The sequence below is a fragment of the Levilactobacillus yiduensis genome (genome assembly GCF_024718525.1).
Classification (GTDB): domain Bacteria; phylum Bacillota; class Bacilli; order Lactobacillales; family Lactobacillaceae; genus Levilactobacillus; species Levilactobacillus yiduensis.
Genome location: NZ_JAMXAZ010000004.1, coordinates 26,359 through 40,946 on the forward strand (window position 1 = coordinate 26,359; position 14,588 = coordinate 40,946).

Here is a 14,588-nt window from a genome sequence, read left to right on the forward strand (position 1 = left end):
GGTCAACATTATGGGGAGCGTCGCAACATTACTTACCTGGTCAGCGATGATTGTTTTGATTGGTGCGGAAATTGTCCGGGGAATCTTTATGTTTAAGGGTTAACTTTATGAAGCAAAACTATGACGGCTAATTCTCCATTGTTGAGAATTAGCCTTTTTTGGCTCGCAAGCTTCATCATCACAACTGTTATTCACATTGGTCATTTCACCTGTTGACAGCCCGATTCCAGACTTATAGAATAATGAGTGTATTCTACAAGGAGGAATTCACTGTGAAGCACCTAAAATTATTCTTAGCCGCATTACTCGCCGTGCTCAGTCTGACGGGTGGGGTCGTTTTGACTGCCACCACGGCTAATGCCAAGGCGACGACGCCTACTTGGAAGCAACCGTCTGAGACCAAGGCTTACCCGAATTTAAAGAAACACAAGCACGCTTACATCAAGGTGTCCATCGCCAAACAGCGCGTGTACATCAAGACCAGTAAGCACAAGACGCTCTACACCATGGTCTGCTCGACTGGGAAGAAATCATCCCCAACCCCAACCGGGACTTATCACATCCAAAACCGCGGCACGCATTTTTACAACGCCGGGTCTAAAGAAGGTGCCAACTACTGGACGTCCTTCAAGTACTGGGGCACCTACCTGTTCCACTCCGTCCCCGTCAATGCTCACGGCAAGTACATTGTCAGCGAAGCCCACAAGTTAGGCAAACGCGCCAGCCACGGCTGCGTGCGCTTATCCGTTGCCGATGCACATTGGATTTACAGCCACGTGCCTGCTGGGATGAAAGTTGTGATTCACTAAAATTTACAATTAATCGCGTTGCCATCAGCTGATGGGAGCGCGTTTTTTGGGTTTCCCCTATCCCCAACCCACCAACTACGGTAAACTAGAGGTATCGCTTCAACTCTCAGCCAACTACATAAAGGAGTTATTCTATGCTTTTAGTTGCATTATTCGGTACCTTGACCGCGCTGGGCATGACCGTGCTGGCCTGCATCCAACGGCCCGAGCGCTGGCGGTTACTGGTCGGCACCTACGCCATCTTTTACCTGGTAGCGTTAGGCATCGTCTTCAGTTCCCTTCCCAGCAAGACACCGGCCAGCCTGATTGGGATGAACCTGATCTACGGCATTTTCTACCTGCCGTTACTGGCCTTCAACAGCCCCCAAGCTAAGGTCGAGGTTGAACGACGGGGCAACGTGCCCTTTAGTTTTCACCTGCCGCGCATCAATTTTGGCACTAAATTAGCCGTCGGTGTCCTGGCTGTCTTAGTGGTGCTGGGCCTATTTGGGTCGCTACAAACGCGCTTTGGCGTCAAGGCCGTCTACAATTCCTTGCGCATCAAAACGGTCAAAACCGCGCCACTGCTGGATAAGGCCAGCACGCCCATCGCCATCTCGCCGAAGACCGTCCGCAACAAGATGAACAAGGCCATGAGCACCGTGCCCAACACGTCTTACTACAAGTTGGGCGATCTCCAGACGCAGGTGGTCAAGGGCAAGACCGTCTACATCGCACCGGTCGAGTTCGACGGCTTTTGGCGTTGGCAACGGGCGCGCGTGACGCCGGGATACTTCATCATCGACGCCACTAACGTCAACGCCGAACCGCATTTCGTCAAACAAGCGATGAAATACACACCGAGCGCTTACCTATTCGACGACGCTCAACGGGTCATTTACAACCGCTTCCCCAGCTGGGTCCAAGAAGGTCAACCACAATTAGAGGTCAACGACCAGGGTGAACCGTTCTTCATCCAGACCGTCTACAAGGCGCGCGGCGTTTCCAAACGGATCAACTATCGCAGTCTGCACGTGGTCGTGCTAAACGCCAAGACGGGGGCCACCAAGCTGTACACGGCCGCCGGCGCCCCGGCGTTTATCAACGAATCCATCGCGTCATCGACTGCCGCGGAAATGAACGAGATCTTCGGCCGTTACGGTAACGGCTTCTTCAACGCCTACTTCAACAAGACCGGCGTCAAGCTTCCCAACAGCAACGGGACAGAAGATGGCGTCACCCCTGTCGCAGATAAACACGGCAACATTTCGTACTTCAACGACTTCACCTCGCCCAAGACTAGCGCCGACTCGACCATGGGTTACTCCATGATCAACGCGCGGACGGGGACCCTGACGTATTACACCGGTAAAAATATCGGGGTCATGGACAGTGACGGGGCCAAGAAGATTGCCGAAAAAGAATATGTTGCGCAGAAATGGTCGGCGACGATGCCGATCATGTATAACATCGATGGCACGCCGACTTGGGTAGTCTCGCTACTCGACTCCACTGGGGCTTTCCGGAGCTACGCCTACATCAAGGCGGCTGACCAAAGCGTCAAGGCTTACGCCACCACGGCCGCTCAGGCGCTCGACCAATACCGCGTACAATTAGCGGCCGCCGGTTCTACGGCTAGTTCGACCGCTACTAAGTTGACCAAGGTCCGCGGCATCGTTTCCCGTGTCGCCGTCGTTCCCAACGGCAGTAGCCAAAGCGTGCTCTTCGCAATCAAGGGTAACGATTACCTCTGGTCGGTCGGCACTGGGGATTACCCCAAGGCCGCGCTCCTACAGGCAGGTGACGATGTGAAGCTGACCGCCAACGTGAACAAGCAAGCTAAGACGGGAACTGTTCAGACGTTTGAGAACAAGACGTTTAAGTAGTCCTACTGTTACTAACGAAATCCAACGGCGATTTGTCACCCTTAATTGACAATTACGGTCATCTTTCGTTGGATTAGCTACGAATTTTGCTTATACCCTTCATGGCGTTAGGATTAGTCGGTTACAGCTTCATAGCGGGACCTAGCCGCCTACCGTCCGCCAAATATGGGTCGTGTCGCTGTGGGCGGACCGGACCGAGCCTGGGAAGCGGTCTCGGCCGCGGCTGAACCCACATTTGGCGAACTCTCGGCTACAGGAGTGCTTACCAACAATAATTGGCTTAACCCTTGGCAACAGTTAACTTGCCAGAGACTACCAGGGATGGACCCATCTAGAAGACAACTTTCCAAGCTGCAGGTGTTCTCTATAGCAGGCGGAATCTTGGCTGATGCAGGTTTCTGGTTTCACCAATTTTAGTGGACAGAGCGCCGTCGTTCTGGGAATCAATGCTTTAAGTCTACTTTCAACATTTGATTATCACGAAATGAAAAGACCCAGTGGACAATTAACCTGGTCCACTGAGTCTTTTCGTCTACATTATTGATTTTACGCCGTGACCCAATCATAGCGTTTGAGAAATTTATCTGAATGATGCTGCGCCTGGTCTTCATCAGCCAGTTGCTTAGCCTGATGCAGCTTAAAATTCACATCCAAGTTTAACAGCAGTTGGCTCGAGATTCCCATCACGGTTTCAATTCGCAGTGCAAGCACCTCGTTGATAAATCGTTTGCGTTTGAGAATATCAGAAATATTTTTCTGGCTTACCCCGAGTCGATCGGCTAAGTCGGTTTGCGTAATCTGGTAAAATTCCATGGTTTCCTTCATCAGGTCAGCAGCTGAACTGGTATGATACTGCCTAATTTTGTTTTCACGATGTAACATAGCATTCAACTCCTTAATTTTGAACAATATGAATAATCATGATTTCGTTGGATTAGCTACGAATGCGGACGACTAACCTGGTACACTGCGTCTTTTCATTTTTCATCTATAGATTGCCGCCAATCCTCAAATGATAAGGTTTTAAAGTTACCACTACTCATCTGGTCAATCGACTGATCAAGCGCTTGACGATTTTCATCAGAATCTAAAATATATAAGGTCTCTTGCCAAGACCGAAACTCTGATTCTGACATTAATACGACATTTCTATTTTGGGGTTTGGTAATAATCACATATTCATTATAATCAATAACATCATCTGTTAGACTTTTAAGGTTTTTCTGAGCGTCCGTAATATTGGTTGCAGTTGTTACCATGAATGGCTACCACCCTTCTCAATATGAGATTATTATAACTCAAAGCGAAACCGAGACCGCTTTTCAGGCTCGGTCCGCCCACCACGTTCCGACCCATATTTGGCGCCAGTTTCTACTACAAAGCTATAAATGACTAATTTGAACACCATGAACCGCATGGTGACAACGATTCTAGCCGGTGTTCGTCTAGAAATCCAAATAAAAAGACTCAGCCGACATGGACAGTGCCAGCTGAGCCTTATTTTTAACCTAAACCATCGGTGCTTCCCAGAAGCCCTTGGTATCCACGTGCGTTGCGGCCGCCAAGTCCTCCAGCTGGCTGATTTCAGCCGGTGTTAAGGTGACCTTTTCTGCCCGCAATTCACTCGCAATGTACTTTTCCTTGGTGACGCCAATGATTGGGGTCGTCCCCTTGGCTAAGGCATAAGCAGTGGCGACCTCCGCAATCGAGGCGTTTTGCCGCTCACCAATCGCCTTCATGGCCGCGGTCAGACTGGTCAATTGTGGCAAGGCGGCGTTGTAGACCTTGGCCCGCTCACTGCCGGCTGGCAATGGGTGGTCCACGTCATAATGTCCCGTCAGTGCACCCTGTTCCAGGACCATGTACGCGTAAAACGTGATGTGGTGCTCCCGGCAATAATCAATGATGCCTGCCCGTTCTGAAGACCGGTACAACAGGCTGAAATGGTTTTGGACGGCCGAGACCTGAATCCCTGCTTCACCCAAAATTTCATTGGCCCGCTTGATCTGTGCCAGATTATGATTGGACACACCAACGCGCTTGACCTTGCCGCTTTGGACTAGCGGAATCAGTTCCGGCGTCCACTTTTCCACGTCGTCCGGATTGTGAATCCAGTAAATATCCACGTGGTCCGTCCGTAACCGCCGCAGACTCCCGGCCAACATATCAGCCATTTCATGGTCGCCATCGCCAGCCATCCGCGGCGTGAATTTCGTCGACAGTTGATAGCTATCTCGCGGATAATCCGCCAATAGTTCGCCGACCAGGTTCTCCGAAGTCCCCTGACCGTACGCATAGGCCGTATCCCACAGGGTAAAGCCGTTTGCCATCCCCGCCGTCACCACGGGCTTCAGGCTCGCAGCAGATAATGTATCACCAAAATATCTATCGGACGCGGTGTCGCCCCACGCCCAGGTTCCTAAAGCAATTTTCGGTTCTGTCATTCTGTGAAAACCCCTTTCTGGCCTTCACACTAGCATACCACCTGAGGTGACACAACTCTGGCGACCAGATTGTCTTACTGAGCCATCATACCAAGCCAAACGGTTGCACTATCCGTGCTGGCCGCCTACCGTTCGCCAAATATGGGTCGGAACGCTGTGGGCGGACGGGTCGAGCCATAGTACGGTCTCGACACCTCGCCTTTGAGCCGAAAACCGCGTCTCAAAGACGCCAGTTTCCTTAGCGGCACGAACTGCGCCGCTAAGGAAACTCCCACGGCTGAACCCATATTTGGCGGACTCCCGGCTACTTGGGTAATCGTAAACCACCAACTGGTTTGGCCCTTAGTGCTAGCTGGCTTTATTACTGGCCTTTAAAAAACGTACGGTTACGACAAGCACTAACGCGTCAGAGCCAACTCGCAGTTATATTAGCCGAAAAGCTTGGACCAAAAGGCAACTAACCGCCTTCTGGTCCAAGCTTCACATGACTATTTTAAAACAAGTGCAAAGACACCTGATAATACCCAACCGACAGTGATTATGAACATTAGTGGGTAATCGACTACCTAGCCGAGAGTGAGCTAAATTTGGACTCAGCCGTGGGCGTTTGCAAGTGAACTGCTTGGAAACGGGCGTCTTCGAGACGTGACTTTCGGCTCGAAGCGAGGTTGAAGACCGCCCTTTGGCTTCGACCGGTCCTTCCCACAGCGTCACGGTCCAAATTTGGCGAACGGTAAGGCGGCCAGCACGGACCAACTTGTATTCGAAAACTAATTTTTAGTTAACGTTGATAATTCATTTGATCAGAAGTCAGTGGTCCCACCAGTTCGTGTGGCAGGTACGGGTCTTCCAGGTAGTGGACGTCTTCTGGTGTGAGCTTCAGGTCCAACGCCTTGACCGCACCCGTCAGGTGACTGGTCTTGGTGGCGCCGATGATGGGCGCCGTGACGGTTGGCTTTTGTAGCAGCCAGGCCAAAGCGACTTGCACGCGGTCCACGCCGTATTTGTCAGCAATCTCACCAACCCGTTGGATGATCGGCAGGTCCAGTTGCTTGCTGTCGTCGTACTTAGAACGGGCAACGTCGTCGGTAGCGTAGCGTTTGGTCTCGCCGGCCCAGTCACGGGTCAAACGACCGGATGCCAACGGGCTGTAAGGTGTCACCGCAATGTCTTGGTCCGCGCACAGCGGCAACATTTCCCGTTCTTCCTCGCGGTACAAGAGGTTCAGGTGATTTTGCATCGACACAAACTTGGTCCAGCCATGTTGTTCCGCAACCGCTTGAGCCTTTTCAAATTGCCAGGCAAACATCGCTGACGCCCCAATGTAGCGGGCCTTGCCGGACTTCACCACGTCATGCAGGGCTTCCATGGTTTCCTCGATTGGCGTGTGATAGTCCCAGCGGTGGATGATGTACAGGTCCACGTAATCCGTTTGGAGGCGTTCCAGGCTCTGGTCGATTTGCGACAGGATGGCCTTGCGCGACAACCCAGCCACGTTAGGCGCCTGTTCTGGGGTGAAGAACACCTTGGTCGCCAACACGATTTGGTCGCGATGCGCCAAGCGTTTCAGTGCCTGGCCCACGAACCGTTCGCTGTCACCGCGAGAGTAAATGTTGGCCGTGTCAAAAAAGTTGATGCCCAAGTCCAATGCTTGCTTGATGACCGCTGTACTCTTGGCCTCGTCGACCGCCCAGGGAAACATCCCCGTCGACGCGTTGCCAAAGCCCATCGTGCCCAAGCACAGCCGGGAAACGTCTAAGCCTGTATGTCCTAACTTCGTGTATTCCATATCTAAGCTTCTTTCTGGCCACTGAGTCGCAGCCAATTACCACTGAAAATCTGTTGTCGTTCCGCTGGCGACACCGCCATGTGTTGGACCGCATCTTCAATCACGGCGGTTGGGCCGACTGGTGGAATGCCAAACGGCGAATCCGTGCCGAACAAGACGTGGTCGCGGCCAAAGAAATCGGCGGCCAGGTCCAGCGCTTGTGGATTGCCCAAAATGGCGGTGTCCACGTAAAATTTCTGAAAGTCCGCGTAGTTTTCCGCCGACTGAATGTACTTAATCCGCTGACTGAAGAACGGAATCATTGCCCCGGCGTGGTGGACGATCACCTTGAGTTGCGGGAATTGGCGGAAATAGCCCGCCGCCACGATGCCGTCCATGGCCTGCGTCAACTCGTATTCCCAGCTGAAACTCAGGTTGTTGTCAGGCTTGCGGTCGTCAAAGACGGGGTGGAGCCAAATGGGTGCCCCGACCTCGGCCAGTTTGGCAAAAATCGGTCGATAGACTGGTGCGGCGATCGACTCACCCTTAGCTCGGGTGAACAGCTGGACACCGACCAACGCGTCACTGCCGGCGACCTGCTCGTCAATGATCTGCAGGGCGGCTGGCACGTTGTTCATTGGTAACATTGCCACGCCTGCCGGAAAGACATCGCGGTTGGCCCGCACAATGGCGGCCAATTCGGCGTTGGCACTGCGGCACAGCTCGGCCGCTTGGTCCGGTTCAAAGAAGTCTTCCGGATTCAGGTTGACCGCCGATAAGACCTGTTGGTGGTCGGCTGGTAGACTGGCTTTATGCTGGTCCAAATCTGTCAGTAAGGCATTTTTCATATAAGGAAATTGATCCAAAATCTGGGGATTTAGTGCCTGCATCTGTGCCAAAAACTTCGGCGGTAAGATGTGGGCGAAAACATCGATCACTGTCATCGTTGCGCTCCTTAATACCAGCTGGGTTGGTCGCCGTCAGTCCCGGCCTTGTCCAGACCGACGCTGGTGTTTTGATAGGTGCTGGGGTCGTTGATGACCTTCAAGGCGAAGTCGGCCACACTTTGTCGTGAGACTTCGGTGCCCTTGAAACCGTCGGCCAGCGTGGTGACTTCGTAGTCGACCTCGTCGTTGTCCGTCAACCAGGCTGGGCGAATCTCAGTATAGGTTAGTCCAGACTTTTCAACCAACTCGCTGGTCTTCCGGAAAGCCGGCAGGTACGCGCCAATCATGCGTTCGTTCCATTCGCCAAATTTTCCCGGAACCTCGTGGTGAGCGCCCAAGGAACTGATGTAGATCAAACGTGTTTGGTGCGCCTGCTGCATGGCATCGACCACGCTTTGGGTCTGCACGTCGAGGTCCTCACCACCCAGGTTGGAGTAAACCACATCAACACCAGCCATGGCTTCAGCCACTGCCGCCGTGTCGTGGACATCCCCATCGACCAGTGTCACCCGCGGATCATCCGCGTACTGGTTGAGCCGCGCCGCATTGCGCAAGAACAAGACCAGCGTGTCCCTTGTTTCATTTAACAACCGTTGCGTGAGTAATTGTGCCATGGCACCGTGTGCACCGAGAATTAAAATTTTTGTCATTGGTTTTTCCTCCTAATTTTGGGCTAGATTGCCCGCTTGCCTAGCTTCATCATAAGGGTGATGAAGCATCATGGATACTGATTCTATCAACTGCCGCGTTACTGCGTAATCGTCATGCCATGCAGCCGAAAGACCTCGGGAAGTGCCCGAATCTGCAGGATAACAGGCTGTTCTGTGTCCAATGTTGCAATTTGAACCATGTCTGCCGGGCTAAGCGTAAAATCGTTGATGGCAAAATTCTGCGCCATCCGGTCCGCGTGGACTGACTTGGGAATCGCCACGATGTCATTTTGTAACAGCCAGCGCAAGGTAACCTGGGCCGGTGTCTTGCCGTACTGGTCACCAATGGCCTTGAGAACGGGCTGCGTGAACAGTCCCCGTTGGCCTTCCGCAAATGGCGCCCAGGCCATCAACTTGATACCATACTGTTGTAGCACCGACCGTAACGCCTTTTGTTGGGTGAATGGATGGGTCTCCATCTGGTCGACTGCTGGTACCACGTGATTGCTCAAAATCAAGTCTAATAACCGGTCCGCTTCGAAATTGCAGACGCCGATGGCCTTAATTTTGCCGGCCGCATACAGGTCTTCCATGGCCCGCCAACTGCCCTGATAATCGCCATACGGCATGTGAATCAGGTACAAGTCCAGGTAATCCGTCTGGAGATTGGCTAATGTCCGGTTGAAGGATGCCAGTGTTTGGTCATACCCGGCGTCTTGAATCCAGACTTTGGACGAAATAAACAGGTCGGCACGGTCAACGTTACTGCGCTGAATGGCCCGGCCAACTGCGCCTTCGTTACCGTACGCCGCGGCGGTATCAATCAACCGGTAGCCCGTCGCCAAAGCATCCAAGACAGCTCGTTCACACTGCTGCTGATCAGGGATTTGGAAAACGCCGTAACCCTGTAGCGGCATCATCAACCCATTGTTTAATTTAATTTGTGCCATTGCTAACGAACTCCTTTACTGGTAATGTCTCAATCTTCGTTTCCAACCGAGCCAACGTCGCTTCTAACTCGGTAATTTGCGTGCGCAACTCATCAGCCTGTCCCGTCAGTAGTGTGCGCTGGGCCGCCGTCGAATTGGCGGTCGTTTCCAGTTGCAAGAAATGTTTGATTTCTTCCAGCGTCACGCCGCACGCCCGCAAATCCAGGATCTCACGAATTCGGGCCAGATCAGCGGATTGATAGTCGCGCATGCCACTGATACGGGCGACTGGCGCCAAGACGCCAATCTCTTCGTAATACCGTAACGTCCAGGCGCTGGTGTGTAATTGCTTTGCTGCTTCATTGATTTTCACGGAACGACCTCCTGTCAACGCACTGGAAACAATAACTGTGACCGCAAGACTTAACGCGGAAAAATTTCAACGGTGGCGGCTTGCGGGCCGGCCTGAATCATCGGTAATAAGTACGCGCTCTGACCGTATTTTTGGCGATAGGCCGCGTCGACTTGGGCCGTTTGATCCGTTGCTGGGGCAAACGTTACCGAGAAGTTTTGGCCATCCAGATAAATGCGCCCGGCCCGTTGCTGCACGGCGGAGCGATACCAAGACGACCGCGTCCCGTGCCACGCCCGCACGTACAGGCGATCAGCGACGACCACCGACCAGATCCAGGTTGGCGTCCCGTAAGTCTTGCCATCACTATAAAATGGGGAAATCCGCAGGTCATCGGCGACCGCGAATCGTTGTAACTGTTGTGGCGTCCAATTCTTCATGTGTCGCCCTCCTCTTTTCTTTACAAGACCCATCTTACGGCTTGACATTTCATCTGTCTAATGCTTATATTAAATCAAAACGTATACAAATTAGTTATAGGAGATGAGTGCCATGGAATTACGGGTCTTACGCTACTTTTTGATGGTCGTGCAGGAACAAAATATTAGCCAGGCGGCCGAGCGGCTCCACGTGTCACAGCCGACCGTGTCGCGACAACTCAAGGACTTGGAAGAAGAACTGGACACTACCCTGTTCGTCCGCGGCAACCGCACCATTCAGCTGACCGCGGATGGCGAATATTTCGCGCACCAAGCCAAGCAGATCCTATCGCTCACAGACAAGACGCTGGCCAACATTCATCAAGAAGCCGACATCAGCGGGTCCGTCTATATCGGCAGTGCCGAGGCCCGCAGCATGTTGACGGTCGCCCAAGCCATCGGTCACCTCAATACCCAGCACCCCCACGTCAGCATTCACCTGGTCAGCATGGACGCTGCCGATATTCACCGCGAGCTGATGGCCGGCGTCTTTGACTTCGGCGTGGTCATGGAACCCATCGACAAGTCCGACTATGATTTCTGCCGGCTACCTGGAGAAAGTCGCTGGGGGCTGTTGGTCCAAAATAGCTCACCATTGGCGCAGCAAGCCACGGTCAGTCTGGCGGACGTGGCCAGCTCTCGCTTGATTTTGCCCCAACAGGGCGGCGACAAACGGATTCACGATCTGTTCGGCTTCACTAGCGATGAACTGACCGTCGTCGCCACCTATAACCTGCTGTACAACGCGTCACTACTGGTATCCGCGGGGGTCGGCAACGCGCTGGGACTTGATGGTATCATCAACACCAACCAGTCCGACCTGACCTTCGTGCCCCTGGAACCACGGATTTCTTCGGGGTCCAGCCTGGTCTGGCTGAAGGGTCAACGACTTTCCGCGGCGGCTCAGGCGCTGTTGGACCAAGTGCGCTGGGAACTGGCGCCGACTGATTGAGGCAACGTTGTTTTTGCTAGCCGCCTTACCGTTACGTGAAATTCTAAGCTGGAACGCTGGGGAAGGACGGTCCGAGCCAAAAATCGGTCTCGAACCTTGCTTTGAGCCGAAAACCACGTCTCAAAGTCACCAATTTAGTAGCAAAGTTCACTACAAAATTCCCCGGCTGAGCCTAGATTTCACTTCACTCTCGGCTAGTTTGTGTTGATTGTCAGCATCTGACGTCGTACCGCCGTCCCATAGCGTGGTGACATTTCAATTTTAAATAACTCACTAAAAACAGGCAGACCCTTCTCAACACGAAAATGGTCTGTCTGTTTTGACTGCATCTAATTTTACTAATCAGCTGCCGGTGCGCCCTTGATTCGCCGCAACACCCGGGCTGGTGAGCCGACGACCACCGTGTTGGCGGGGACGTCTTTGGTGACGATGGCCCCGGCTCCCACGATGGCGTTTTGACCGACCGTGACGCCGGGCAAGATCATGGCCCCGGCACCGATCCAGGCATTGTCCTTAATGTGGATGGCCTTGGCCTGAACGTCGCGTCGATGCGCCGGGTCTTCCAAATGGTTGACGGTGATCAGCGTTGCCCGCGGGCCAATCAAGGCGCCACGCCCCAGGTAGATGCCCCCCAAGTCAGTAAACATCACGTCTTGATTGATGTAAACATCCTCGCCAATGAAAATATGCGGACCAAAATCGCTGTGTAGCGGGGCGTTGATTTCCGCTGAGGCTGGTACCTCGTAACCCACGACCTGACTGAGCGTGGTCCGTCGCTGCTCTGGCGTTTGGTCCTGATTGTTGAAGCGTTTCAAAAGTTCTTGTGTCCGTTGAACGGTGCGGTCGATTTCTTGAAAGTCAGCACCCGTAAAGTCTAGCGGCTGGCCGGCCAAGGCGCGTTGGAAAATTGTTGGTTCTGTCATATGCTCTTACCTCCGTTGGTGAATTCGTTAAGGGTCAGTATAGTGGTCAGTTGTTGCTATAGCAAATACTTATTATAAATAGATTTATATGCGTTTTAAACATAGATGTTCGTAAAAAAAGAGATAGCCCAATCGCCATCTCTTAACACTATCAGGACAAATTATCCGTGAAAAAGGTTGTTAATTTGGCAAACGGGATAAGTTCTGTCCGGTCATACAAATCCACGTGGCCGGCGTAGGGTACCTGGTACAATTCCTTTGGTTCCGCCGCAGCCGTGTAAGCATCCTTACTGAAACCGAGTGAAATGGCGTCCTCACCGGCGATAAACAGGAGTGGCCGGGGCGCAACCGTTTCAATATCACTCAGCGAATAGAAATTGAGCAATTTCACAAAACTCGTCAGTGTTGGCTGAGTCGTGGTATTACCAGCTCCCCGCTGTGTGCGGTAGAAGTCATAGAATTCTTTAGAAAATGCGTCGGAATCTGGTCCAATTTCTTCTGGCGTCCCACTGGTATACAGCGGATCGGCACCAGCCATTTCCTTCGTCCGTTGCGTTGCCGCCTGATCAACCATCGTATGGTCACCCATGGCGTCGCGCATGCCGCGGGCAACTGCCCCCATGTCGGTCAAGCTGACGGTGGCAATGGCTTTCAACCGAGTATCCACCTTCGCTTGATTCAGCGCAAAGCTTCCGGAAGCACAGATGCCTAACACCCCAATCTTAGTGTCGTCTACCGTAGCCAGGGTCGTCAGATAGTCTGCCCCTGCAGAAAAGCTATCAGAGTACAGGTCCGGTGCCATGGCGTTACGCGGGCTACCGGCACTGTCGCCCCAGAAGACTTGGTCAAATGACAAGGTGATGAAGCCAGCTTCGGCTAACTTGGTGGCATAGAGATTGGCCGATTGCTCTTTAACGGCACCATTGGGAGCACCCACGATAATCGCGGGATGCGTCACCGTTTCGTCCAGATTCTTAGGGACAAACAGATTGCCTGCCAAATCCATGTTGTAGAGATTTTTAAACGTCACCGGCGTTTGGACGACCTGTGAACTGGTATACCAATTATCCGCACCCTGTGACTGGTCACCCGTTGGCAATTGGGGATTACGGTGGGCCACATTCGCTTGACCGGCTGGATAAACAGGATTTGCTTCTTTACGCATCATTATTTCCTCCTATCATCTTTAAATTCAATCTTAGTTTACACGCTTATTGGGTAAATACCAGGACCTAGTTTGTATACGGTAGTATAACTATCGGTTATAACAGGATAAATGGTATGCAAAAAGCAGGTTCACTACGGGGGAGTGGCGAACCTACTTTCTGGATTAGTTAAGTTGTTTGTCTGTATGTTAGTGGTTTAAGTGTTGCTGGTTTGAGACGTGGGGCCGGTCTTCCCCAATATATCCGGAAACTTGCAGTCTCTGAAACGTGTTCCGCGAGCCAGACTCCTGCGCTTAACCCAACTATGGAAGCTCCCCAAACCCAGGGGGATTTCCTTAGCGACGTTAATGCTCAGAGTCTAACCGGCTCGCTCCACACTCTTTTCCTCTAGTCGCCAACCGGATGCCAACTGTTTTCATCCGTTAATCGGTTCAAGAAGGCCATGTCCTTGTCGTTGATTTCGAAGTCCAATTGGGCGTTGGCTTCTACGTGGCTCATAGCACGGGCCTTTGGTAGTGGGGCCACGCCATTTTGAATGACGAACCGCAGTGCCAGTTGTGGAATCGAGACGCCGTAATTGCCAGCGACACGTTCCAGTTCTGGGCTGTCTACCAAGCCACCGGTTGCCAGTGGTGAGTAGGCTTGAACCACGATTTGGTTGTCTTCCGCCGTCTTAACGATAGAGTCTTGCGTGTGGCCCACGTAGTATTGAATCTGGTCGACCGCTGGCTTGACCGTTAAACCATCCCAAGTTAACAGGTTTTCCAAATCGTGCGAATTGAAGTTGGATACCCCAATTGCCTTGGCCCGACCGCTGTTGTAAATATCTTGCATGGCGCGCCAAACGTCACGGTTTTCTGCATCATGGTTAGAACCCATTTGGGCCCATGGCCATGGCGCATGAATAATATAAGAATCCACATAATCGAGGTTCAATGCAGCTAAACTACTGTCAAAGTCAGCCATCGCTTCATCGTAAGTCTTGGACTCAGCGGGCAGCTTCGTTTGCACAAAAATGTCTGCACGCGCCACGTCACTAGCGGCAATGGCCTCGCCGACGCTCTGTTCATTTTGGTAGGCCTTAGCGGTATCGATGAACCGGTAACCCGCCTTCAAGGCATTGCTGACGGCGTCAACGGTTTCTTTGCCTGGGCGCGTTTGCCAGGTCCCGAACCCGACCTTAGGCATCTTGAGACCGTTGTTTAAGGTAAACGTATCTGTAATTGTTGGCATAATACAATTCCTCCTTCATGGCTTATGGGTCTGAGTATAGCCCCTTCGTGTAGGACTAAGGCAAGGGGAAA

15 protein-coding genes are annotated in these 14,588 nt (G+C 52.5%); 3 read left to right on the forward strand and 12 right to left on the reverse strand.

From position 1 onward, the window contains the following. Positions 1–272: 272 nt before the first annotated feature. A complete protein-coding gene (locus tag NGM66_RS03385; protein WP_258115386.1) occupies positions 273–809 on the forward strand; it encodes a L,D-transpeptidase in 537 nt (178 codons plus the stop codon). A gap of 134 nt (positions 810–943) precedes the next feature. Continuing rightward, positions 944–2,674 carry a hypothetical protein gene (locus tag NGM66_RS03390; RefSeq protein ID WP_208907495.1) on the forward strand — a complete coding sequence of 577 codons (1,731 nt, stop codon included), beginning with the start codon at positions 944–946 and terminating at the stop codon, positions 2,672–2,674. A gap of 546 nt (positions 2,675–3,220) precedes the next feature. Here the strand turns inward: NGM66_RS03390 and NGM66_RS03395 are convergent. The 9 genes from NGM66_RS03395 to NGM66_RS03435 all read right to left on the reverse strand — a co-directional run bounded on the left by NGM66_RS03395 (position 3,221) and on the right by NGM66_RS03435 (position 10,204). Continuing rightward, complete coding sequence (locus tag NGM66_RS03395) at positions 3,221–3,556, reverse strand: helix-turn-helix transcriptional regulator (protein WP_208907494.1); 336 nt, start codon at positions 3,554–3,556, stop codon at positions 3,221–3,223. A 95-nt stretch (positions 3,557–3,651) separates the two neighbouring features. Next, entirely contained in the window at positions 3,652–3,933 is a 282-nt protein-coding gene (locus tag NGM66_RS03400) for a type II toxin-antitoxin system Phd/YefM family antitoxin (RefSeq protein ID WP_258115387.1), read from the reverse strand. A gap of 249 nt (positions 3,934–4,182) precedes the next feature. Then, complete coding sequence (locus NGM66_RS03405; RefSeq protein WP_208907492.1) at positions 4,183–5,118, reverse strand: aldo/keto reductase; 936 nt, start codon at positions 5,116–5,118, stop codon at positions 4,183–4,185. A gap of 781 nt (positions 5,119–5,899) precedes the next feature. Further along, a complete protein-coding gene (locus NGM66_RS03410) occupies positions 5,900–6,907 on the reverse strand; it encodes an aldo/keto reductase (RefSeq protein WP_208907491.1) in 1,008 nt (335 codons plus the stop codon). A gap of 2 nt (positions 6,908–6,909) precedes the next feature. After that, positions 6,910–7,830 (reverse strand): amidohydrolase family protein, encoded by a 921-nt coding sequence (locus NGM66_RS03415; RefSeq protein ID WP_208907490.1) that lies wholly within the window; start codon positions 7,828–7,830, stop codon positions 6,910–6,912. Positions 7,831–7,841: 11 nt separating this feature from the next. Next, positions 7,842–8,483 (reverse strand): SDR family oxidoreductase, encoded by a 642-nt coding sequence (locus NGM66_RS03420; protein ID WP_208907489.1) that lies wholly within the window; start codon positions 8,481–8,483, stop codon positions 7,842–7,844. 98 nt (positions 8,484–8,581) lie between these two features. Next, positions 8,582–9,433, reverse strand: a complete 852-nt coding sequence (locus NGM66_RS03425) for an aldo/keto reductase (RefSeq protein WP_208907488.1) — start codon at positions 9,431–9,433, stop codon at positions 8,582–8,584. Beyond that, entirely contained in the window at positions 9,420–9,785 is a 366-nt protein-coding gene (locus NGM66_RS03430; protein ID WP_208907487.1) for a MerR family transcriptional regulator, read from the reverse strand. The genes NGM66_RS03425 and NGM66_RS03430 overlap by 14 nt, the downstream gene beginning before the upstream one ends. A gap of 50 nt (positions 9,786–9,835) precedes the next feature. Beyond that, a complete protein-coding gene (locus NGM66_RS03435) occupies positions 9,836–10,204 on the reverse strand; it encodes a DUF2255 family protein (protein ID WP_209279992.1) in 369 nt (122 codons plus the stop codon). A 112-nt stretch (positions 10,205–10,316) separates the two neighbouring features. On the opposite strand from NGM66_RS03435, the gene NGM66_RS03440 reads away from it, so the two are divergent. Then, positions 10,317–11,195: a LysR family transcriptional regulator gene (locus NGM66_RS03440; RefSeq protein ID WP_258115388.1), complete on the forward strand. Its 879-nt coding sequence runs from the start codon at positions 10,317–10,319 to the stop codon at positions 11,193–11,195. A 338-nt stretch (positions 11,196–11,533) separates the two neighbouring features. On the opposite strand, the gene NGM66_RS03445 is transcribed toward NGM66_RS03440, so the two are convergent. The 3 genes from NGM66_RS03445 to NGM66_RS03455 form a co-directional block, all read right to left on the reverse strand. Continuing rightward, positions 11,534–12,118 carry a sugar O-acetyltransferase gene (locus NGM66_RS03445; protein WP_208907484.1) on the reverse strand — a complete coding sequence of 195 codons (585 nt, stop codon included), beginning with the start codon at positions 12,116–12,118 and terminating at the stop codon, positions 11,534–11,536. A 151-nt stretch (positions 12,119–12,269) separates the two neighbouring features. Further along, positions 12,270–13,283, reverse strand: coding sequence for an alpha/beta hydrolase (locus NGM66_RS03450; protein ID WP_258115389.1), 1,014 nt, complete (start codon positions 13,281–13,283; stop codon positions 12,270–12,272). A 388-nt stretch (positions 13,284–13,671) separates the two neighbouring features. Next, on the reverse strand, positions 13,672–14,517 hold the full coding sequence (locus NGM66_RS03455) for an aldo/keto reductase (protein ID WP_208907483.1): 846 nt from the start codon (positions 14,515–14,517) through the stop codon (positions 13,672–13,674). Positions 14,518–14,588: the final 71 nt, after the last annotated feature.